Source organism: Sulfitobacter sp. R18_1 (assembly GCF_017743915.1).
Taxonomy (GTDB): Bacteria; Pseudomonadota; Alphaproteobacteria; order Rhodobacterales; family Rhodobacteraceae; genus Sulfitobacter; species Sulfitobacter faviae.
The window spans coordinates 69,021-88,588 of the sequence record NZ_JAGHRG010000002.1 but is presented as its reverse complement, the minus strand read 5'-3'; the positions used below and the strand labels follow the sequence as shown (position 1 = coordinate 88,588).

Sequence of the window (19,568 nt, the reverse complement as noted above, 5' to 3'; positions counted from 1 at the left end):
GATGAAAGTCTATCTCTCCGGTGAAATCCACACCGATTGGCGCGAACAGATCACCGAAGGGGCCAAGGGTCTCGACGTGACCTTTACCGCACCCGTCACCGACCACGCCGCCTCTGATGACTGCGGCGTGGCGATCCTCGGCGCGGAGGACGACAAGTTCTGGCACGACCGCAAGGGCGCGCAGATCAACGCGATCCGCACCCGCAAGGCGATTGCCGAGGCGGATGTCGTCGTGGTGCGTTTCGGCGACCAGTACAAGCAATGGAACGCGGCCTTCGACGCCGGCTATGCCGCAGCACTTGGCAAATCGCTGATCATCCTGCACGGACCCGATCACGCCCATGCGCTGAAAGAGGTCGACGCGGCGGCGCTCGCCGTGGCCTCCGAGCCTGCGCAGGTGGTGGAGATTCTGCGCTATGTCTTGACCGGTACGCTGCCGGGGTGACGCGGCAGCGGGGCTAGCCGCGTTAAAATTTAACATCTATCAAGGGTTTAAGCGCGAATCGATTCGGCAGCGTGCTGGACGCCGCTGCTTTGCGGACTAAACCTTCACTAGCTGGAGGTTCATCAGCCGTGATCTGCCCCCCGAAAGGCAGGCCATATCCGACCCCCGCTGTCGTGCCATAGTCGCGCGGCGGGTTAACTTTGGAAGGAGAAGGTCCATTTTAGCCGACACGCCCGCAGAGCAGGACGAGCGTCTAGAGACGCTCTATTCCTATGATATTCTTGATACCGAAGCCGAAGCGGATTTCGACGATATCGTCGAGCTTGCGTCCAAAATCTGCGAAACGCCCGTCTCTCTGATCAGTCTGGTTGATGAAAAGCGCCAATGGTTCAAGGCGCGCGTCGGGTTCGAGCCGCATGAGACGGCCCTTGATCAATCGGTCTGCTCTCATGCCATTCTTGACGAAGGCTATACCGAGATTGCGGATATGGGGGCGGATCCGCGCACCTCGGACAATCCGCTCTATGTTGGCGACCCTCGGGTGAAATTCTATGCCGGTGCCAATCTTGTCGCGCCGAACGGCCAGCCGATTGGCACGCTTTGCGTGCTGGATACCAAGCCGCGGACCCTGAATGATTTTCAACGCCAAGCGCTGCAAACCCTGTCGCGCCATGTGATGATGCAGTTGGAACTGCGCAAGAAAATCCGCATCGAAGCGGCGCTGCGCGCCGAGATGGACCACCGGGTGAAGAACTCGTTCCAGACCATCGCCTCATTGCTGCGCATGGCGACACGCAAGGTGCAAGACCCAGACGCCAAGGATGTGCTTGCCCTTGTCGAGCGCCGTTTCGGCGCGGTGGCATCGCTGCACAGCGAGTTGATGGGGCAGGGTGGCCGAAGCAAGGTGCAAACCACTTCCTACCTCGAACAGCTGAACAAGCTTCTCGCCGCCAGCGCGCCGGACCACGTTACCATCTTTTGCGCGGCTGAGCCGGGCGAGTTGCAGGCCGTGCAGGCCTCAGCCCTCGGCATGATCGTGAGCGAATTCGTGGCCAATTCGATCAAACACGCCTTCGCCGGGGACCGGGCAGGGGAGATCAAAATCTCCCTACGGCGGCAGGAGGGGGCCGAGGGCTGGCTTTTGGAATGCCGCGACAATGGCTGCGGCCATGCCGGTGCCGTCTCGGGGGCCGATAGCACGGGGCTTGGGCGGATGTTGATGGCCACGGCAGCCGAGCAGTTGAACGGGCGTCTGACGACCGATTTCAGCCCCGAGGGCGCGCTTTTGCGGGTCTGTTTTCGGAATTGAACGGGCGCGGGCCGTAAAACGCGCGATTTACCGTAAAACTTATTGACCGTTCTATGTGCCAGTCCGCACTATCGACCGTGATGGCGGGGTTATCGGCGCGCCTTAGAATAGGGACAGAACTGTGATTCAAGAATTCAAGGATTTCATCGCCAAGGGCAATGTCATGGACATGGCCGTTGGTATCATCATCGGCGCGGCCTTCACGGCGATCGTGTCGTCACTGGTGGCGGACCTGATCAACCCGATCATCGGGCTTTTCACCGGCGGGGTGGATTTCACCAATAACTATGCCGTGCTGTCGGGCGATGTGCCTGCGACCGCTTCGCTAGAGCAGGCGCGGGAGGCGGGGGCGTCGGTCTTTGCCTATGGCTCGTTCCTGATGGCCGTGATCAACTTTTTCATCATCGCCTTCGTGGTTTTCATCCTGGTGAAGATGGTGAACCGGGTGAAGGCGGCTGCGGAAAAGCCGGATGAGGTGGCGCCAGAGGTCAAGACCGGCCCATCGCAGCTCGATGTATTGTTGGAAATTCGGGACGCTTTGAAGACGCGCTGAGCGCTGCTTTCGAAATGGAAAGGCCCGCCAATCTGGCGGGCCTTTTGTTTGGCCGCTGTCGTTCAGCTCGCGATGGCCTGATCCGCGGTGATGCTGTCGAGCCCAAGCGCTTCGCCCACTGCGGCATAGGTCAGCTTGCCCGCGTGGACGTTCAGCCCGGCCTTGAGGTGCGGGTCATCCGCGCAGGCCTGTTTCCAGCCCTTGTCGGCCAGTGCCAGCATGAAGGGCATGGTGGCGTTGCCAAGCGCGATGGTCGAGGTGCGCGCCACCGCGCCGGGCATATTGGCCACGCAGTAGTGCATGATGCCGTCGACCTCATAAACCGGGTCTTGGTGCGTCGTCGCCTTGGAAGTCTCAAAGCAGCCGCCTTGGTCGATGGCCACGTCGACCAGGGCCGCGCCGGGTTTGAGTTCCGACAGTTGCGCGCGGCTGATCAGTTTGGGGGCCGCGGCCCCGGGGATCAGCACCGCGCCGATGATCATATCGGCCTCACGCGCCAGTTCGATGGTGTTGCCCGCGCTGGCATAGGCGGTCTTGAAGGTGCCGCCATAGATGTCATCGAGATAGCGCATCCGGGGCAGGGACCGGTCGAGCACGGTCACATCCGCGCCCATGCCCGCGGCGATGCGGGCCGCATGGGTGCCGACGACGCCGCCGCCGATGACCATGACCTTAGCCGGGCCGACACCGGGCACGCCGCCCATCAGCACGCCGCGCCCGCCATTGGCCTTTTGCAGCGTCCACGCCCCGACCTGCGGGGCCAAACGGCCCGCAACTTCGGACATTGGGGCCAGAAGGGGCAGACCGCCATTGCGGTCGGTCACGGTTTCATAGGCAATCGCCGTACAGCCCGAGGCCAGCAGATCGTGGGTTTGATCCGGGTCGGGCGCGAGGTGCAGATAGGTAAAGAGCAATTGCCCTTCGCGCAGCATCTTGCGTTCGCCCGCCTGCGGCTCCTTCACCTTGACGATCATGTCGGCTGTGGCAAAGATTTCCTCGGCCGTGTCGATGATGCGCGCCCCGGCGGCGGTGTAATCCGCATCTTCGAAGCCCGCGCCGACCCCGGCCCCCGCCTGCACGATAACCTCATGCCCATGGGCGATGGCTTCTTGTGCGGCATTGGGCGTCAGGCCGACGCGGAATTCCTGCGGTTTGATTTCTGTCGGGCATCCGATTTTCATGGGGGGTCCTCCTCCTCCGTAGTGGGACAGGATTATCATATCCGCCGTGCATATCGCTGCGAACTTGGGGTCGCCAAGGGGCGCATCACTCGAATATAATCGCGCTGGATTGCTTCCTCACGCGAAAGTATTGCGCATATGGCCTTGGATGAGATTGATCGGCGTGTTCTGCGGGCTTTGCAGCGCAATGGGCGGATGTCCAATGCTGAACTGTCGGAGGTGGTGCATCTGTCGCCCTCGGCCTGTCATCGCCGTGTGCAGCGGTTGGAGAAGGAAGGGTATATCCGCGATTATGTGGCCCTCTTGGACCCGCGCAAGCTGGATATGCCGACGACGGTCTTTGTTGAGATCACTCTACAGGCGCAAGCCGAAGAGGTGTTGGAGGCTTTCGAGAAGTCGGTCTCGCGCATTCCCGATGTCTTGGAGTGTCACCTGATGGCCGGGACGGCGGATTATCTGTTGAAGATCGTGGCCGAGAATACCGAAGATTTCGCCCGTATTCACCGCCAGCATTTGGCGCGGCTGCCGGGGGTGGCGCAGATGCAGTCGAGTTTCGCGCTTAGGACGGTGTGCAAGACCACGGCGCTGCCGGTGTAGTTGGAAAGCCCGGAATCAAGGCCGAAGGCCGCCGGGCAGCGCCAGACCGCCCGGACGGGCTGGCGCTTTTGCTGAGGTCGTGCCGTCCTGAGGTGTTTCTCAAGCACAGCTACCATAAACTGCCCAGTTGAAGGGATTTCGAGCGCCTTCCCGCGGTCTGGCGCTGCCCGGCTCCGCTGCGCTCCCCCACAAAACAAAACCCCCGCTGCCATGGGCACCGGGGGTTCTATATCTGTCGCGTGTCGCGGGGATGATTTACATCATACCTTCGCGTTGCGCTTTTTTGCGTGCCAGCTTACGGGCACGGCGGATCGCTTCAGCTTTCTCGCGCGCTTTTTTCTCGGACGGTTTCTCGAAATGTTGCTTGAGCTTCATTTCACGGAAAACGCCTTCGCGCTGGAGCTTTTTCTTCAGAGCCCGGAGGGCCTGATCGACGTTGTTGTCGCGAACACTAACCTGCATGTGGTTGTCACCACCTTTCTAGGATAAAGTTGCAAGGAATTGCAGGAAATGGGCCTATAACAGCCTATATCACGTTTGTCCACCCCATCACGCCCCGATAGGAGCCCGCCATGACACCGCCCAAGGCCGACCCAAAGGACCAACTGCTTGATGCCGCATTGATGCATGTGCCGTTTGACGGCTGGTCGCCCGCGACCTTCAACGCCGCGATCAAGGACAGCGGTCTGGACCCGGCGCTGGCCCGTGCGGTCTGCCCGCGCGGGGCGGTCGATCTGGCGGTGGCCTATCACCGGCGCGGGGATGCCAAGATGGTCGAAGGCTTGGCGCAGGCCGATCTGTCAGCGCTGCGCTTCAGGGACCGTATCGCCAAGGCGGTACGCCTGCGGCTGGAAGCCGGGGATCGTGAAGCGATCCGCCGGGGCAGCACGCTTTTCGCCCTGCCGCATCACGCCCCCGAAGGGGCCGGGCTGATCTGGGAGACCAGCGATAAGATTTGGACCGCGCTTGGCGATACCTCGGAGGATGTGAATTGGTACAGCAAACGGGCCACGCTATCGGGGGTCTATTCGGCCACGCTGCTTTATTGGTTGGGGGATGCCAGTGAGGGGCATCAGGCGACATGGTCGTTCCTCGACCGGCGCATCGACGATGTAATGCAGATCGAAAAGCTTAAATCCCATGTGCGCGAAAGCCCGACGCTGAGCCGTCTCATGGCCGGGCCGAACTGGCTGTTGAGCCATATCAAAGCCCCACGCGGGCAAGGTGACCCGGATCTGCCGGGCCGTTGGACGCCGCCGAGCTAAGGCGCGCTGCGGGCTTCCCCGCCCGCGCGGCAGGTGGTAGGGCGGGGCACCCGGTTTTACCACAGGCGCCCGATGACCAACGCGACCCTTCCGCTCATCGATATTGACAGCATCAGCTACACTCCCGGGGGCACGCCGGTGCTGCGGGGCGTGAGCCTGAGCTCCGATGCCGCGCGGATCGGCATCGTGGGCCGCAATGGCTCGGGCAAGACCTCTTTCGCGCGGGTTCTGTCGGGGCTGGTGGCTGCCGATGAGGGGCAGGTGCGGATTGCCGGGGTCGATGTGGCCCGTGACCGCCGCCGCGCGATCGGGGCGGTGGGCATCCTGTTCCAGAACCCGGACCATCAGATCATCTTTCCCACCGTGGAAGAGGAAATCGCCTTTGGTCTGCGGCAGATGGGCCAATCCAAGGCCGAGGCCGCGCGGGGCGTGGCGGCGATCCTTGGTCAATTCGACAAGCGCCATTGGGCGCAGGCGTCGATTCACCAACTCTCCCAAGGACAGCGGCAATTGGTTTGCCTGATGGCAGTCTTGGCGATGCAGCCGCGGGTGGTGGTGTTGGACGAACCCTTTGCCGGGCTCGACATCCCCACGCGGTTGCACCTTGAACGGGTTTTGGCGGGGCTGGACCTGACGCTGGTCCATATCACCCACGATCCGGCGGCGGTGGCGGCATACGATCACGTTCTCTGGCTGGAGCGCGGCGAAGTCGTTCAGCAAGGCAGCGCCCGCCCGGTGCTGCGCGCCTTTGAGACGCGGATGAAGGAACTGGGGGCGAGCGATGATCTCTCTGACCTCGCCGGTTGAGACCCGCGCTCATGGCTGGCCGGCCGGGGTCAAGCTGGGGGCGCTCTGCCTGGCCACGCTGCTGCTTTTTGGGGTGGAGGAGCCGGTTTGGCAAATTCTCTTCTGTGCCGGGATGCTGCTGCTCTATGCCCTGCCGGGGCGGGCCTTCCTGCGGGCCGGGTTGGGGCGTCTGTGGATGCTTTGGCCTTTCGTCGGGCTGATCTTGCTGTGGCATGTCTTGACCGACGATGCGGAGGCAGGGCTTGTGATCGCGCTGCGGATGATCACCGCTGTGGGTCTTGCGAACCTCGTCACCATGACCACGAAGCTCAGCGATATGATGGGGGTGGTGCATTGGCTCGCCGCCCCGCTGCGCCGTTTCGGGCTGCGCACGCGCAGCCTTGAGTTGGCCGTGGCGCTGGTGGTGCGTTTCACCCCCGTACTGGCGGCCAAGGGGCAGATGCTGTCGCTGGCGTGGCGGGCGCGGTCGCGCAGGCGGGCGGGCTGGCGCGTGGTGATGCCCTTCACGGTTCTGGCCATCGACGATGCCGAACATGTGGCCGAGGCGCTGCGCGCGCGCGGCGGTCTGTAATGCTTGACCGGGGCAAGGGTGTGGCCTAGGCAATGGAAAATTCAACCCAAGGATCCTTCCAATGGAACGCAATCTGACCATGATCGCCCTCTTTGCCGCGTTGATCGCGGCGCTGGGCCTGATTCCGAAATTCACGCTGGGCTTCGGCGTGCCGATTACGGCGCAGTCGCTGGGTGTCATGCTCTGCGGCACGGTGCTGGGCGCATGGCGCGGTGGCCTTGCGGCGCTTTTGTTCGTGGCGCTGGTGGCGCTGGGTCTGCCGCTTTTGGCCGGGGGCCGTGGCGGTCTGGGCGTCTTTGCCTCGCCGACCGTGGGTTTCCTCGTCGGCTTCCCGATCGGGGCTTTCGTGACCGGCTTCATCATGGACCAGTGGCGCAGCGCGCCGGTGGGTCTCGCGGCTGGGGTGTCGGCGGTCTTGGGCGGCATCCTCGTGGTCTATGCCTTCGGCATCTTCGGCATGATGATGACGCTGAACAAAACGCTGGTCGAGGCGACCCTGCTGGTTCAAGCCTTCATCCCCGGTGACCTGATCAAGGCCGTGCTGGCGGGGTTCATCACCTCCGGTCTGGCCAAGGCGCGCCCGGCAAGCCTGCTGTCGCGCAGCTAAATGATTGGCCCGCTCCCCAAGGGGCGGGCCGCTACAGCCGCATCAGCGCGGCAGAGCCGATCCCCCCGGCGGCGGCAATCGCCGCCAAGCCGGTGCCTGATCCCCGCGCCACCAACTCATGCCAAAGCCGCACCGCATTGATCGCGCCCGAGGCGCCAATCGGATGCCCACGCGCCAAAGCGCCGCCGCCCCTGTTGACGATCTGCGCCGCGATCCCCGCACCGGTGACGCAGGCAATGGCCTGCACGGCATAGGCCTCCATGATCTCGGCGCGGTGCAGGCCGCTGGCTTTCAATCCGTTTTGACGAAAGACTTCTTTGATGGCCACCAATGGGGCCAGCCCCGGCTCTTCGGGTATGCTGCCTTTCGTCGCCGCCGCGATGAGTTCGACTTTCGGCAGGGTGAGGTCCGCCGCCACCCGTTCTGACACGACGACGCAAAAGGCCGCGGCATCGGCGGCGACGGCGGCATTGGCGGCAGTGATGTCGCCGGAAAGCACCTTGGCCCGGCTGCAAAGCGCGGGGGTGAGGCGGCGGGTGAAGGCATCGGTTGAGACGCCCGCGAGCGGCACCAGTTCCGCTTCGGTCGGGGCGCTCGCGCGGGCCTTCGCATGGCTTTCCACGGCCCAGTCATCCTGTTCTGCGCGGGAAATGCCCTGGGACCGACCAAGCGCCGCGGCGGCCTCCGCCATGTCGGGGTCGCGTTCGGGCCATGGGGTAAAGGGCGCTTGGGTATAGGCCTCAGCCGGGCGGCCATCGGCGAAGGTGCGGTAGCGCAGCGGCTGGCGGGAGTAGCTCTCGGCCCCGCCCGCCACGACGATATCGGCGGCACCGGAAAGGACCATCTGCCGCGCCAGTGCCAGCGCGTCCAATCCCCCCGCGCATTGCCGGTCGATGCTCAAGCCCGCCACCTGTTCGGGCAGCCCCGCGGCCAAAGCGATGCTGCGCGCGGGGTTGCCGCCGGGGCCGAGGGCGGTGCTGCAAATCACCTCGTCGACCTGCGCAGGGTCCAGCCCCGCGCGGCTAAGGGCAGCAGAAAGGACCGGCGCTGCAAGCTCGGGCAGGGAAAGATGCGCCAGCGCCCCGCCGCGCGGGGCGACCGGGCTGCGGCAGGCCGAGACGATATAGGCGCGGGTCACCTTTGGCCCTCCACCCAGTCCGAGAGGGCGCGCAGGTCGGGCTTGCCCGAGGGCAGCAGGGGCAGGTCGGGGCGGAAATAGATGCGCCGGGGGGAGGTAAGGGGCCCGAGCGTCGCGCGGCAATGTGCAATGATCTCTTCGGCGGGCGGCTCTCCTGCCGGGGCTTCGACCACCGCGACCAGATGCTGCCCTCGCAGCGCATCGTCCCGGGGCAGAACCGCGCAGGGCAGGCCAGTTTGGGCGCTGATCACGGCCTCCACCGTTTCGGAGAACACCATCTGGTCGGCGATCTGCACCATGCGCTGCCGCCGCCCCCTGATCCAGAGGTTGCCCTTGGCATCCAGCGCCCCCATCTCACCCACGGTCACGAAGCCCTCCTGACAGCGGGTCTCTTCGCTGTGGCCCAGGGCGTAGCCATCGAAGAGGTAGGGGCTGCGCACCCAGATCTCACCAACATCAGTAGCGGGTTCACCCTCCGCATTCAGAAGCCGCAGCTCGACACCGGGGTAGGGGCGGCCCACCGCGCCTTCGGGTGTATTGGCATCGGCCAGCGTGATAAAACTCGTCTCCGCCGCGCCGTAAAAAACATGCACAGCCGCTCGGGGGCAGAGCCGCTTCATCGCCGCCCGGGTCGCCGCATCAAGCGCGCCGCCGCCGCAAAGGACCAAGCGCAGCGATGGCAGCGGGGCGGCGGCAGCGCGGGCAAGCAGGCGCAGCTGGGTCGGCGTGGCGTAGAGGATCGTCGCCCCGGCCTCGGCGATCCGCTCTGCCTGCAGCCGGGGGGCGTGATCCGCCAGCACATGCGCATCAAGGCCAAGATGCAGCGCTTCCAGCACCGCATAGAGCGATAGCGAATGGCTGAGCTGACCCAACACGGCGACGCGGTCGCGGGGGGTAAGGGCGAAACCCTCGGCATTGACCTCAAAACTGGCGATCCAAGAGGCTTGGCTGCGGCGGACCGCCTTGGGCCGCCCCGACGCGCCGCCGGTGAGGGTGAGAAAGGCAGCGGGCGGGCAGGAGATGTCATCGGGCAGGGGCCGGTCGCTGAGGCAAAAGGGGGCCTGCTGGGTGATCGCTGTGGTAAGGGCCGCCAGTGCGTCGAAGGCCGGAGTGGCGGGCAGGGCGCGGAAGCTGTCGTGCTGGCCTTCGGGTGCGCGGGGCAGTTCCTGTTCCCCTGCATAAAGCCGTGCGGCCTCATGCCATTTGAACCTGTCTTGCCCGCGCATCCACCTCTCCCTCTTCCGTCGGGTCTCAAATTCCGGGTGCACGCCCCGGGGCCGCCCGTTAGGCTGCGGCGAAACCAGACCCGAGGATACTTCAGACATGACAGAGACCATGCGTGCAATCGAAATCACCGAACCCGGCGGTCCGGACGTTCTGCAAGGCACCACCCGCCCGCGGCCCCAGCCGAAACACGGTCAGGTCATCATCAAGGTCGCCTATGCCGGGGTGAACCGCCCCGATGCGCTGCAACGCGCGGGCCGCTACGCGCCGCCCGCCACCGCCAGCGATCTGCCGGGGTTGGAGGCCTCGGGCGAGGTGGTCGAAGTCGGGCCGGGGGTGACAACGCTGGCCCCGGGCGATCTGGTCTGCGCCCTGCTGCCGGGCGGCGGCTATGCCGAATATGTCGCCACCCCCGCGGCGCATTGCCTGCCCATTCCCGAAGGCATGGGGCTGAAAGAAGCCGCTTGCCTGCCTGAGACCTTCTTTACCGTCTGGTCGAACCTTTTCATGCGCGGAGGGTTGAAGGCCGGGGAGAAAGTGCTGATTCACGGCGGCTCTTCCGGCATTGGCACCACGGCGATCCAACTGGCGCGCATCTTGGGCGCACGGGTTTTCGTGACCGCGGGCACCGATAGCAAATGCGCGGCCTGTATGAAGCTGGGGGCCGAGGTGGCGATCAACTACCGGGATACGGATTTCGTCGATGTCGTGCAGGCCGAAGGTGGCGCGGATGTGATCCTCGACATGGTGGGCGGCAGCTATATCAACCGTAACCTCAAGACCTTGGCCGAGGACGGCAGGCTGGTGCAAATCGCGTTTCTGCAAGGGGCCAAGCAAGAGGTGAACTTCGTCACGCTGATGACCCGCCGCCTGACTATGACCGGATCGACCCTGCGCCCACAGAGCGATTTGGCCAAGGCGCGGATTGCAGAGGAGCTTTTGCAGAATGTCTGGCCCCTGTTGGAGCAGGGCCGCGTCGCGCCAGTGATGGACAGCACCTATGACCTGTCCGAGGCGAATGACGCGCACCGTAGGATGGAGGCCAGCGGCCATATCGGCAAGATCGTCCTGAAGGTGGGCGGTGAGCTGCAGGGTGAAGAAGATCAGTAAAACTTGAGACAGTAACGAATTGTTAACCAGTAATTCGTTTACTGAAGGCACGGGTGGCCGGGACGCTGGCCACCCGTGTTGGAGAGAGAGCCGAAAGGCATTGAATGCGGGGGAGGAAATTACGCCTCTCCCGCTTTCGCCAGACTATCGGCCCGGTTGGGTCTAGCGCAGAGGGGTGAACAGCGCGTTATCAAGCGTGCAGTCCCGCCGAACGTCCGGCCCGCAGGGGATGAACTCAAGGTCGCGGGACAGGCAAATGCGCGCCTCTTGGATGTGCCCTTGCTTGCAGGTGATGGTGATCCCCCGCGCGGTCAGGTCCGGGTTCGCTTTGAGGAAGGCTTCTTCCACCACCGCGGCGGGGAGGGACACGGTACGGTCGAGCTTGCGAAAGACCTCGGGGCGCTTGATGCGGGCGTAGGCCTCCCGCGAGAGGGCGAAGTAATCCGCTGGGTCCAACCCGCTGCAAGAACCGTGTTTCTTCCACTGGTGCCATGCCAAGCCACCGGTGCCCATGATATCGGCCATCGCCCCGGTCTGGGCACGGCTGGGCGGGCGGCGGCCGCTTTGGCAATAGGACGGGTATCCCCGTGTGAACTGGGGCCAGAGACCATGTAGGGTCCAACCGTGGTCTTTCGCGGCGTCGCATTGCGGAGATTGCCGCGCATCGCCGGTCAATTCGCACCAATTGGGCGACCATGACAGGGACATGACGTAGTAGTCGAATTCGCCCGAACGCTCCCCTTCAGCCAGCGTGGCAGCGGGGGCGATCAGCCCGAGGATCAGCAGACAGGCGCGCAGTGGCCGCATTGGGTCTTCCCTTATGACGTTTGAGACAGTATACAGCCGCCAACTTCCCCGACAATGGAGACCGTTCTGCCAAGCAGGACAGCCTTTCAGGCGACGGGAAAATTGCGTTTTTAGGAGAGTGACATGGCAAAACCGATTATGGCCAAAGCCACCGCCGTCTGGCTCGTGGACAACACCACCATCAGCTTCAAGCAGATCGCCGATTTCGTCGGCATGCATGAACTCGAAGTGCAGGGCATCGCCGATGGCGACGTGGCGCAGGGGGTGAAGGGTTTTGATCCGGTTGCCAACAACCAGCTGACGCAGGAAGAGATTGACGCGGCGCAGGACAACCCGCTACACAAGCTGAAGCTCAAGTTCAACGCCGCCGCCGAGGGCGAAGAGAAACGCCGCGGCCCGCGCTATACCCCGCTTAGCAAACGTCAGGACCGCCCGGCGTCGATCCTGTGGCTGGTCAAGTTCCACCCCGAGCTTTCCGACGGTCAGGTCAGCAAGCTGGTGGGCACCACCAAGCCGACGATCCAAGCGATTCGCGAGCGGACCCACTGGAACATCGCCAACATCCAGCCGATCGACCCGGTCGCGCTGGGCCTGTGCAAACAGTCCGAACTTGACGCCGCCGTGCAAAAGGCTGCCGCGAAAAAGGCCGCCGCGGGCGAGGTGATGAACGACGATGAGCGCCGCAAGCTGGTCTCGACCGAGCAGAGCCTCGGCATGGAGAGCGAGCCGAAAATCCCCACGGCCATCGAAGGGCTGGAAACCTTCACCCTTTCCGGCAACAGCACGGATGACGAGGAAGAAGAGAGCCACACCAAGGGCGATTACTCTGACGCCGACAGCTTCTTCTCGCTGCCCGACAGCACCGATGAAGACGATGAGGACGAAGACAAAGCCAAGGGCTAAGCCCCCTCAAAGCGGTGTGGCGAAAGGAACTTTCGCCGTAAAGATGTGTTAGAATGACAGGGCGTCGGGTTTTCCGGCGCCCTGTTTTGCTTTGTAGAAAAGGCGCGGCGCGCCGGGGGATGGATTTGGAAACGGCATTGGACTGGGTGATCTGGGGGCTGGCGGGGCTGCTGATACTGGGCAGCCTGCTGCCGCTGAGCAAGCTGCCCTTCGGGGCGATCCGCGGGCTGGCCTTCCCTCGGGAACAATTCCTCGGCTTGGCGCTGTTGCTGGCAATCGGGTTCGCCCTGTCGCAGGGGGTGACGACACCCTCGGGCATGGCAGGGATCGCGTTGATGCTGGGGGTCGCCGCGCTTCACGCGCTCTACATCACCAAGTTCACCCCGCTGTGGCGCAAGCAATCTTTGGCGGCCTCGCCCGAGTTGCGCCGCGCGACGGACCGGCATTTCAGCCTGCTGGCCGCCAATGTCAAAATGTCCAACCGCGACTATGGCAAGCTGATCGCACTGGCCGAGGCGCGGGTGCCGGATCTCTTCATGGCGATTGAGGTCGATCAGGCGTGGATCAACGCGCTGGATGACGGTCTGGGCAAGAACTACGAACACCGCGTCGACGTGCCGCTCGACAATGGCTATGGGCTTTGCCTCATGTCGAAACTGCCGTTGTCAGAGGTCGAGGTGCGCGAGTTGGTCACCGAAGAGGTGCCCTCCATCCGCGCCCGTGTACACCTGCCGCTGGGGGAGGATTTCCGCCTCTACGTCGTGCATCCCGAACCGCCCGTGATCGAACATGACACCAAAGGGCGCGATAGTGAGATCGCCTTGGTCGGTATCGAGGCCGAGAAGGATCCGCTGCCCGCCGTGGTCTCGGGTGATCTGAACGATGTGGCTTGGTCGACCACGACCCGGCGCTTTCAGCGGCTTTCGGGTCTTTTGGACCCGCGGGTGGGGCGCGGCATGTACAACACATTCAGCGCGACAATGCCTTGGATGCGCTGGCCCTTGGACCACCTTTTCCACGATCCGCAGTTCCGTCTGCTAGAGATGGACCGCTTGGACAAGATCGGGTCGGACCACTTCCCGATGTGGTTCGTACTCGCCATGGCCGAGACCGAAGCCGCCGAGAGCGACCCCGAAGAAACCGACCCCGAAGAAGAGCGGGAAGCCAAGAATATGATCAAAGAAGAACGGAAAAGAGACCGCGACCCCATCGGCAGCGATTGGGAAGACGAGGAAAACTAACAATTTGCCGTAGGGGCAATTTTACCCCTTGTACGAATCCAAAAACGGCGTATGTGGCGCGTTACAGACGCCAACGCACGCGCCTCTGGCCGGTCAGTTCCCACTCTGACTGACCCGCGTTTATGTAGCGACGGTAACGTCTCTTGAAACGACACGCGGGGAACCAGCCCCACCTGCTCTTTGGAGATGACCATGAATGCTACAGTCCCCGGCGCCCTGCGCGCCGCACCGTCCTTTAACGCCGACCCGGCTGCGGCCTATATCGCCGCCAACAGCTTTGACAAGCCCACGCTGGTGATCAGCCGTGACCGTGTGGCCGCGCAATATGACGCGCTGCACAAGGGCTTGGGCGCGGCGCATATCCACTACGCGGTCAAGGCGAACCCGGCGCCGGAGATCATTCGTCTGCTGGTCAACAAAGGCTCCGGCTTTGATGCGGCTTCGCGGGCCGAGATCGAGCTGTGCCTGAGCCAAGGGGCAAAGCCCGAGAATATCTCTTTCGGCAACACCATCAAACGCGCCTCTGACATCGCTTTCGCCCATTCGGCGGGAGTGACACTCTTTGCGGCGGATAGCGAAGCCGAGTTGGACAAGATCGCCGCCCATGCGCCGGGCGCGCGGGTCTATCTGCGGCTGATCGTCGAAAACTCCATGGCCGACTGGCCGCTCAGCCGGAAATTCGGCTGTGCCGGTTCGGCGCTGCCAGCGCTGCTGAACCACGCGGTTGCCGTGGGCCTCGTGCCCTTCGGCCTGTCGTTTCACGTCGGCTCTCAAACCCGCAAGGCGGAGTTTTGGAACCCGGTGCTGGATCAGGTGGCGCCGCTGTGGCACGCCGCCCGTGCGGATGGCCATGACCTGCAATTGCTGAACCTCGGTGGCGGTTTTCCGGCCTTTTACGGCGAAAGCATCGAAGCGCCCCGCGCCTATGCTGCCGCTGTGATGCGCGCCGTTGCAGCCCGCTTTGGCGATGTCCCGCAGGTGATGGCGGAGCCGGGCCGTGGTCTGGTGGCCGAAGCCGGGCATATCGCCGCCGAAGTCATGCTGGTCAGCCGTAAATCCGCGGACGATCTGCACCGCTGGGTCTATCTGGATATCGGTCGTTTCTCGGGGCTGGCCGAAACCGAGGGCGAAGCGATTCGCTATCAGATCGTCACACCGCATGACGGGGAAGAGACTGGACCCTGCGTTCTGGCCGGCCCGTCCTGCGATTCGGCGGATATTCTCTATGAAAAACGCCCCATTCATCTGCCTTTGGCCCTGCGCGATGGCGATAAAGTGATGATTCGTGCTTGCGGAGCCTACACAAGCTCTTACAGTTCGGTTGGGTTCAATGGATTTCCGCCGCTTGATGTGATCGTGCTCTGACAGCACGATCTGCGTCGCCCCGGAAAAGGGCCGTCTGCTTTGGGAGGAGCGGGCGGCCCGCTTTGATTCTGGGGGTTAAAGCGACTTGCGCGCCTGCATCGCGGCGGTGATCGTCCCGTCGTCGAGGTAATCCAACTCCCCGCCGATCGGCACGCCTTGGGCGAGCGACGTCAGCCGCACGCGGTCTTCCAATTGATCCGCGATGTAATGTGCCGTGGTCTGCCCGTCGATCGTGGCGTTGAGCGCGAGGATGACCTCGGTGACCCCTTCGGTATCAATCCTGTCCACGAGGCGCGGGATGCGCAATTCCTGCGGGCCAATGGCGTCGAGCGCCGAGAGCGTGCCGCCCAGCACATGATAGCGGCCTTTGAATACGCCAGAGCGTTCCATCGCCCAGAGGTCGGCCACATCTTCGACCACGCAAAGCTCTCCGTTCGCGCGTTTTTCCGAGGTGCAGATGTCGCAGATGTCGGCGGTGCCGACGTTGCCGCAGTTCAGACATTCGCGCGCCGTGGCGGCGACGGTCTGCATCAGGTCGGACAGGGGCGTCAGCAAAAGCGCCCGTTTGCGGATCAGGTGCAGCACTGCCCGCCGGGCCGAGCGGGGGCCAAGGCCGGGCAGTTTCGCCATCAGCTCGATCAGGGCGTCAATATCGCGGGTAGAGCTCAAGAATGGCACCTATGGGCGTTGAAAGAGGGGCGGGACCGGCCCGCCCCACCGGAATTAGAAGGGCAGTTTCATGCCCGCGGGAAGGCCCATGCCTTCGGTCAGCTTGCTCATCTCGGCCTGCGCGCGTTCCGAGGCCTTGCTCTGCGCGTCCTTGATGGCGGCGAGGATCAGGTCTTCGACCACTTCCTTTTCGTCTTTGTTGAAGATCGACGGGTCGATATCCAGCCCCTTCAATTCACCCTTGGCGCTACAGGTCGCTTTGACGAGGCCCGCACCGGATTCACCTTCGACGGTGATGTTGTGCATCTCCTCTTGCAGTTCGGCCATTTTGCCCTGCATTTCCTGCGCTTTTTTCATCATCCCGGCCATATCGCCGAGGCCGCCTAATCCCTTGAGCATCTGGGTCTCCTTGTTGCGTTGTCGTTTATATGTGGCGCAGGGGCCGGGGGATCAACCGTCCTCGAACGGATCCCATTCGTCTTCGACTTCGGGCAGCGCCTCTGCCGTGGCGGCAGCGGCGATGTCTTCGGGGGTGCGGATCGCGGTGATCCGGGCCTTGGGAAACTGCGCCAGCACCGCCTGCATCATCGGGTGGTCCTCGGCCTGTTTTTTCAGCGCCAGTTCACGCGCATCGCGGACCTGCGCAATGGTCTCGGCCCCGCCCTCGTTCACCAGTGAGACGGCCCAGCGGTTGCCGGTCCAGAGTTGCAATTTCTGCCCCAGCCGCTGCGCCAGATCGCGCGGCGCGTCGTCGGTGGGGACAAACTCGATGCGGCCGGGCTGGTAGGCGGCAAGTTGCACGCAGGTTTCCACCTCAACCAGCAGCTTCACGTCGCGGTTCACGCGGATCAGCTCGACGACATGTTCGAATGTCGGAAAGCGGGCCAGCGCAGCGTTGAGGTCTTGCGCCAGTGCCGTGGTCTGCCCCTGCTGGCCGGGGTTGGAGGCCATCCGCTGCTGCGCCTGTTGCACGGCCTGCGCGCCGGTGCTGCCCTGCGCGGCGCCATTACCGCCGCCCACGGGGCCGGGGGCCGGGGGCGGGCTGCTGTTTTGCAGCTTGCGCACCAGTTCCTCGGGCGAGGGCAGATCGGCCACATGGGTGAGGCGGATCACGGCCATTTCGGCGGCCATCATCGCGTTGGGCGCGGCGGCGACCTCGTCCAGCGCCTTCAGCAGCATCTGCCAGAGCCGCGTCAGCACCCGCATCGGCAGGGTCTCGGCCATCTGCTGGCCGCGGGCACGTTCCTCAGGGGCGATGGTGGGGTCTTCGGCGGCATCGGGCGTGATCTTCACGACCGAGACCCAATGGGTGATCTCGGCCAGATCGCGCAGCACCGCCATCGGGTCGGCCCCATCGGCATATTGCGCCGAAAGCTCGGTCAGCGCGGCACCTGCATCGCCGCGCAGCACCATGTCAAAGAGGTCCAGCACTCGGCCACGGTCGGCCAGCCCCAGCATGGCGCGCACCTGTTCGGCCCCGGTCTCGCCCGCGCCGTGGCTGATCGCTTGGTCAAGCAGCGAGGTCGCATCGCGGGCCGAGCCTTCGGCGGCGCGGGTGATCAGCGCCAGCGCGTCATCGGTGATCTCGGCACTCTCGGCGGTGGCGATCTTGCGCAGGAGCGCGATCATCACCTCGGGCTCGATCCGGCGCAGGTCGAAGCGCTGACAGCGCGACAGCACCGTCACCGGCACCTTGCGGATCTCGGTGGTCGCGAAGATGAATTTGACGTGTTCCGGCGGCTCTTCCAGCGTCTTGAGAAGCGCGTTGAACGCCCCGGTCGAGAGCATGTGCACTTCGTCGATGATATAGACTTTGTACCGGGCCGAGGCGGCGCGGTAATGCACCGAATCGATGATCTCGCGGATGTTGGCGACGCCGGTGTTCGATGCCGCGTCCATCTCCATCACGTCGACATGGCGGCCTTCCATGATGGCGGTGCAATGTTCGCAAACGCCGCAGGGGTCGGTCGTCGGCCCGCCGTTGCCGTCCGGCCCGATGCAGTTCATCCCCTTGGCGATGATCCGCGCCGTCGTCGTCTTGCCGGTGCCGCGAATGCCCGTCATCACAAAGGCCTGCGCGATCCGGTCGGCGGCAAAAGCGTTCTTGAGCGTGCGCACCATGGCGTCTTGGCCGACGAGATCGGCAAAGGTTTCGGGCCGGTATTTGCGGGCCAGAACGCGGTAGGCGGATGTATCTGTCATGGTGCCCCAGATCGGATTCGGTCAAGGCCGTAAACTATGCGCTCCGCGCCGTGGCGTCTACCGTGCTTGCGGAAGGCTCAGAGCATCCAGAGGATCGCGCCGACCCCGGCAGAGGCGAAGGCGAGGATCGCCGCCAGAACCTTCATGCGGCTGTTGGGCTGGGCATGGGCGTGATGGTCGCTCAGCCGCTTTTGGGTTTTCGCCGCCGAGGCCTGCGCGGCCCAATAGACGTAGAGCGCGGCTAAGATGAAGATCGAGGCCACGGCTTTCGCCACCCATGTCGGCTCGAACTCCCCAAACACGGCGCGCAGACCGATGGCCACGGCGACGGCGGCCATGCCGGTGCGCATCCAGCTCGCAAAGGTGCGTTCATTGGCAAGGATCGTGCGATCCTCGGCCCAGTCGGTGCGGTCTTCGGCCAGGTCATTCTTATCACTCATTGAACCAAACTGCGCCTTGCGCGTTCATGTGGCAATAGGCTTTGACATAACGAGGGACGGTTCATGCGGTTGGGTGGAATTGGGCGGAGCAAGAATGTCATCCGCCGCAGCGGACGGGCCGGCAAGGCCGGGGGTCTTGGGTTGGTCGGCGTTTTGGCGGTCATGGCCATCGGCTATTTCACCGGGATCGATGTGACGCCGCTGTTGACCGGCCAAGGCGGCGGTCAGGTCCAGCAGTCCCGCCCGCTAAGTGACAGCGAGGATCCGCAGGTCGATTTCGCCGCCCGCGTGCTGACCACGACCGAACAGGTCTGGAGCCGGATTTTCCAAGAGCAATTGGGTGAAACCTATACACCGCCCAAGCTTGTGGTCTTTGAGAATGTGACGCAAAGCGCCTGCGGCGGGGCCTCGGGCGCAACGGGGCCGTTTTACTGCCCGGCGGACAATATGGCCTATCTCGACACCGCGTTTTTCCGGACGTTGGACCAGCGTCTTGGTGCCGGGGGCGATTTCGCGGCGGCCTATGTGATTGCCCATGAGGTCGCGCACCATGTCCAGAACGAAATCGGCGTTCTGCCGCAGGTGGCCCGGATGCGGCAGCAGTCTTCCGAGGTTGAGGCGAATGCCCTAACCGTGCGGCTTGAACTGATGGCCGATTGTTTCTCGGGCATCTGGGCGTCGAACGTCGAAGGTTTGATGGAGAAGGGCGACCTCGAAGAAGCGCTGAATGCTGCGCGGATGATCGGGGACGATCATTTGCAGCGACAGGCCGGTCAGGTGCCGCAGCCGCATACTTTCACCCATGGCACGTCCGAACAGCGCGCGCGTTGGTTCGAGCGCGGGTTTGAGAGTGGCCAGATTGCGGCCTGCGATACGTTTGAGGCGGATCGGTTGTGAGGCGATGCCCGTGGTGCCCACGGGCGGGGCGTCTCGCCTCTCGAATGCATCATTTATTTGGAGAAGCTACCCCTCTCATCGCTTCTGCGAAGCGATTGCCGGGGCGTCGCATTGCTGCGCAATGCGACGGTGGTGAGAGGCTGATAACGACCCAAGCGGGGCTCGTTACGGCTGCTTCCTTCCGGATCTGACCGGGTTGGCGAGGCGCTTGCCCGCACCAACCTCTCAAAGCCCATA

Annotated in this window: 23 protein-coding genes and 1 other RNA gene; 13 read left to right on the top strand and 11 right to left on the bottom strand. The window is 63.8% G+C overall.

The window, feature by feature from the left end; translation table 11 throughout:
• Position 1 precedes the first annotated feature (1 nt).
• On the top strand, positions 2-445 hold the full coding sequence (locus J7392_RS05630; RefSeq protein ID WP_209216571.1) for a YtoQ family protein: 444 nt from the start codon (positions 2-4) through the stop codon (positions 443-445).
• Between the two features lie 253 nt (positions 446-698).
• Here the strand turns inward: J7392_RS05630 and J7392_RS05625 are convergent, their stop codons facing one another.
• Positions 699-863, bottom strand: a complete 165-nt coding sequence (locus J7392_RS05625; protein ID WP_156505690.1) for a hypothetical protein — start codon at positions 861-863, stop codon at positions 699-701.
• Here J7392_RS05625 and J7392_RS05620 point away from each other — a divergent pair.
• Both J7392_RS05620 and mscL read left to right on the top strand, forming a co-directional pair.
• Complete coding sequence (locus J7392_RS05620) at positions 801-1,754, top strand: histidine kinase dimerization/phosphoacceptor domain -containing protein (protein WP_348540689.1); 954 nt, start codon at positions 801-803, stop codon at positions 1,752-1,754. The two genes, J7392_RS05625 and J7392_RS05620, sit on opposite strands and share 63 nt — an antisense overlap.
• 121 nt (positions 1,755-1,875) lie before the next feature.
• Positions 1,876-2,307 (top strand): large conductance mechanosensitive channel protein MscL, encoded by a 432-nt coding sequence (gene mscL, locus J7392_RS05615; RefSeq protein ID WP_209216569.1) that lies wholly within the window; start codon positions 1,876-1,878, stop codon positions 2,305-2,307.
• 62 nt (positions 2,308-2,369) lie between these two features.
• Here mscL and ald read toward each other — a convergent pair whose 3' ends face one another.
• A complete protein-coding gene (gene ald, locus J7392_RS05610; RefSeq protein WP_209216568.1) occupies positions 2,370-3,488 on the bottom strand; it encodes an alanine dehydrogenase in 1,119 nt (372 codons plus the stop codon).
• A gap of 138 nt (positions 3,489-3,626) precedes the next feature.
• Here ald and J7392_RS05605 point away from each other — a divergent pair, with 138 nt between their 5' ends.
• On the top strand, positions 3,627-4,085 hold the full coding sequence (locus J7392_RS05605) for an Lrp/AsnC family transcriptional regulator (RefSeq protein ID WP_120351940.1): 459 nt from the start codon (positions 3,627-3,629) through the stop codon (positions 4,083-4,085).
• Between the two features lie 255 nt (positions 4,086-4,340).
• Here the strand turns inward: J7392_RS05605 and rpsU are convergent, their stop codons facing one another.
• Positions 4,341-4,547 (bottom strand): 30S ribosomal protein S21, encoded by a 207-nt coding sequence (rpsU, locus tag J7392_RS05600; protein ID WP_007118112.1) that lies wholly within the window; start codon positions 4,545-4,547, stop codon positions 4,341-4,343.
• Positions 4,548-4,657: 110 nt separating this feature from the next.
• Between rpsU and J7392_RS05595 the strand changes: the two genes are divergently transcribed.
• The 4 genes from J7392_RS05595 to J7392_RS05580 all read left to right on the top strand — a co-directional run bounded on the left by J7392_RS05595 (position 4,658) and on the right by J7392_RS05580 (position 7,335).
• Positions 4,658-5,350, top strand: a complete 693-nt coding sequence (locus J7392_RS05595; RefSeq protein WP_209216567.1) for a COQ9 family protein — start codon at positions 4,658-4,660, stop codon at positions 5,348-5,350.
• Positions 5,351-5,422: 72 nt separating this feature from the next.
• On the top strand, positions 5,423-6,157 hold the full coding sequence (locus J7392_RS05590) for an ABC transporter ATP-binding protein (RefSeq protein ID WP_209216566.1): 735 nt from the start codon (positions 5,423-5,425) through the stop codon (positions 6,155-6,157).
• Positions 6,132-6,728 carry an energy-coupling factor transporter transmembrane component T gene (locus J7392_RS05585; RefSeq protein ID WP_209216565.1) on the top strand — a complete coding sequence of 199 codons (597 nt, stop codon included), beginning with the start codon at positions 6,132-6,134 and terminating at the stop codon, positions 6,726-6,728. Before J7392_RS05590 ends, J7392_RS05585 begins: the two co-directional genes overlap by 26 nt.
• 61 nt (positions 6,729-6,789) lie before the next feature.
• The gene (locus J7392_RS05580; RefSeq protein WP_209216564.1) at positions 6,790-7,335 is read left to right on the top strand and encodes a biotin transporter BioY; all 546 of its coding nucleotides are present in this window, start codon (positions 6,790-6,792) and stop codon (positions 7,333-7,335) included.
• A 31-nt stretch (positions 7,336-7,366) separates the two neighbouring features.
• Here J7392_RS05580 and J7392_RS05575 read toward each other — a convergent pair whose 3' ends face one another.
• Positions 7,367-8,473, bottom strand: coding sequence for a thiolase family protein (locus J7392_RS05575; RefSeq protein ID WP_209216563.1), 1,107 nt, complete (start codon positions 8,471-8,473; stop codon positions 7,367-7,369).
• Positions 8,470-9,699: a fatty acid--CoA ligase family protein gene (locus J7392_RS05570; protein WP_209216562.1), complete on the bottom strand. Its 1,230-nt coding sequence runs from the start codon at positions 9,697-9,699 to the stop codon at positions 8,470-8,472. The genes J7392_RS05575 and J7392_RS05570 overlap by 4 nt, the downstream gene beginning before the upstream one ends.
• 97 nt (positions 9,700-9,796) lie before the next feature.
• Between J7392_RS05570 and J7392_RS05565 the strand changes: the two genes are divergently transcribed.
• The gene (locus J7392_RS05565; RefSeq protein ID WP_209216561.1) at positions 9,797-10,807 is read left to right on the top strand and encodes an NAD(P)H-quinone oxidoreductase; all 1,011 of its coding nucleotides are present in this window, start codon (positions 9,797-9,799) and stop codon (positions 10,805-10,807) included.
• Between the two features lie 162 nt (positions 10,808-10,969).
• On the opposite strand, the gene J7392_RS05560 is transcribed toward J7392_RS05565, so the two are convergent.
• On the bottom strand, positions 10,970-11,614 hold the full coding sequence (locus J7392_RS05560) for a ribonuclease T2 (RefSeq protein WP_209216560.1): 645 nt from the start codon (positions 11,612-11,614) through the stop codon (positions 10,970-10,972).
• Between the two features lie 123 nt (positions 11,615-11,737).
• Here J7392_RS05560 and J7392_RS05555 point away from each other — a divergent pair, with 123 nt between their 5' ends.
• From J7392_RS05555 to J7392_RS05545, 3 genes are all read left to right on the top strand, one after another.
• Positions 11,738-12,517, top strand: coding sequence for a cell cycle transcriptional regulator TrcR (locus J7392_RS05555; RefSeq protein WP_067268570.1), 780 nt, complete (start codon positions 11,738-11,740; stop codon positions 12,515-12,517).
• 119 nt (positions 12,518-12,636) lie between these two features.
• The gene (locus J7392_RS05550) at positions 12,637-13,758 is read left to right on the top strand and encodes an endonuclease/exonuclease/phosphatase family protein (protein ID WP_209216559.1); all 1,122 of its coding nucleotides are present in this window, start codon (positions 12,637-12,639) and stop codon (positions 13,756-13,758) included.
• 186 nt (positions 13,759-13,944) lie between these two features.
• A complete protein-coding gene (locus J7392_RS05545) occupies positions 13,945-15,123 on the top strand; it encodes a type III PLP-dependent enzyme (protein ID WP_209216558.1) in 1,179 nt (392 codons plus the stop codon).
• A 75-nt stretch (positions 15,124-15,198) separates the two neighbouring features.
• Here the strand turns inward: J7392_RS05545 and recR are convergent, their stop codons facing one another.
• From recR to J7392_RS05525, 4 genes are all read right to left on the bottom strand, one after another.
• Positions 15,199-15,792: a recombination mediator RecR gene (gene recR, locus J7392_RS05540; protein ID WP_067268574.1), complete on the bottom strand. Its 594-nt coding sequence runs from the start codon at positions 15,790-15,792 to the stop codon at positions 15,199-15,201.
• Between the two features lie 54 nt (positions 15,793-15,846).
• Entirely contained in the window at positions 15,847-16,191 is a 345-nt protein-coding gene (locus tag J7392_RS05535) for a YbaB/EbfC family nucleoid-associated protein (protein WP_007118099.1), read from the bottom strand.
• A gap of 51 nt (positions 16,192-16,242) precedes the next feature.
• Positions 16,243-17,994, bottom strand: a complete 1,752-nt coding sequence (locus tag J7392_RS05530) for a DNA polymerase III subunit gamma/tau (RefSeq protein ID WP_209216557.1) — start codon at positions 17,992-17,994, stop codon at positions 16,243-16,245.
• Between the two features lie 77 nt (positions 17,995-18,071).
• Complete coding sequence (locus J7392_RS05525) at positions 18,072-18,434, bottom strand: DUF202 domain-containing protein (protein WP_209216556.1); 363 nt, start codon at positions 18,432-18,434, stop codon at positions 18,072-18,074.
• A 63-nt stretch (positions 18,435-18,497) separates the two neighbouring features.
• Between J7392_RS05525 and J7392_RS05520 the strand changes: the two genes are divergently transcribed.
• Positions 18,498-19,331: a neutral zinc metallopeptidase gene (locus J7392_RS05520; RefSeq protein ID WP_209216555.1), complete on the top strand. Its 834-nt coding sequence runs from the start codon at positions 18,498-18,500 to the stop codon at positions 19,329-19,331.
• A gap of 130 nt (positions 19,332-19,461) precedes the next feature.
• On the opposite strand, the gene ffs is transcribed toward J7392_RS05520, so the two are convergent.
• Positions 19,462-19,559, bottom strand: an RNA gene (ffs, locus tag J7392_RS05515) — signal recognition particle sRNA small type.
• Positions 19,560-19,568: the final 9 nt, after the last annotated feature.

Bases quoted from the DNA above. Each gene is read 5' to 3' on its own strand.
- J7392_RS05535 (WP_007118099.1), bottom strand. From the start codon at position 16,191: ATGCTCAAGGGATTAGGCGGCCTCGGCGATATGGCCGGGATGATGAAA.
- J7392_RS05630 (WP_209216571.1), top strand. From the start codon at position 2: ATGAAAGTCTATCTCTCCGGTGAAATCCACACCGATTGGCGCGAACAG.
- J7392_RS05595 (WP_209216567.1), top strand. From the start codon at position 4,658: ATGACACCGCCCAAGGCCGACCCAAAGGACCAACTGCTTGATGCCGCA.
- J7392_RS05570 (WP_209216562.1), bottom strand. From the start codon at position 9,699: ATGCGCGGGCAAGACAGGTTCAAATGGCATGAGGCCGCACGGCTTTAT.
- J7392_RS05550 (WP_209216559.1), top strand. From the start codon at position 12,637: ATGGATTTGGAAACGGCATTGGACTGGGTGATCTGGGGGCTGGCGGGG.
- rpsU (WP_007118112.1), bottom strand. From the start codon at position 4,547: ATGCAGGTTAGTGTTCGCGACAACAACGTCGATCAGGCCCTCCGGGCT.
- J7392_RS05605 (WP_120351940.1), top strand. From the start codon at position 3,627: ATGGCCTTGGATGAGATTGATCGGCGTGTTCTGCGGGCTTTGCAGCGC.
- ald (WP_209216568.1), bottom strand. From the start codon at position 3,488: ATGAAAATCGGATGCCCGACAGAAATCAAACCGCAGGAATTCCGCGTC.
- J7392_RS05585 (WP_209216565.1), top strand. From the start codon at position 6,132: ATGATCTCTCTGACCTCGCCGGTTGAGACCCGCGCTCATGGCTGGCCG.
- J7392_RS05520 (WP_209216555.1), top strand. From the start codon at position 18,498: ATGCGGTTGGGTGGAATTGGGCGGAGCAAGAATGTCATCCGCCGCAGC.
- J7392_RS05560 (WP_209216560.1), bottom strand. From the start codon at position 11,614: ATGCGGCCACTGCGCGCCTGTCTGCTGATCCTCGGGCTGATCGCCCCC.
- J7392_RS05545 (WP_209216558.1), top strand. From the start codon at position 13,945: ATGACCATGAATGCTACAGTCCCCGGCGCCCTGCGCGCCGCACCGTCC.
- J7392_RS05625 (WP_156505690.1), bottom strand. From the start codon at position 863: ATGCGGCTCGAACCCGACGCGCGCCTTGAACCATTGGCGCTTTTCATC.
- J7392_RS05565 (WP_209216561.1), top strand. From the start codon at position 9,797: ATGACAGAGACCATGCGTGCAATCGAAATCACCGAACCCGGCGGTCCG.
- J7392_RS05530 (WP_209216557.1), bottom strand. From the start codon at position 17,994: ATGACAGATACATCCGCCTACCGCGTTCTGGCCCGCAAATACCGGCCC.
- J7392_RS05590 (WP_209216566.1), top strand. From the start codon at position 5,423: ATGACCAACGCGACCCTTCCGCTCATCGATATTGACAGCATCAGCTAC.
- J7392_RS05555 (WP_067268570.1), top strand. From the start codon at position 11,738: ATGGCAAAACCGATTATGGCCAAAGCCACCGCCGTCTGGCTCGTGGAC.
- J7392_RS05580 (WP_209216564.1), top strand. From the start codon at position 6,790: ATGGAACGCAATCTGACCATGATCGCCCTCTTTGCCGCGTTGATCGCG.
- J7392_RS05525 (WP_209216556.1), bottom strand. From the start codon at position 18,434: ATGAGTGATAAGAATGACCTGGCCGAAGACCGCACCGACTGGGCCGAG.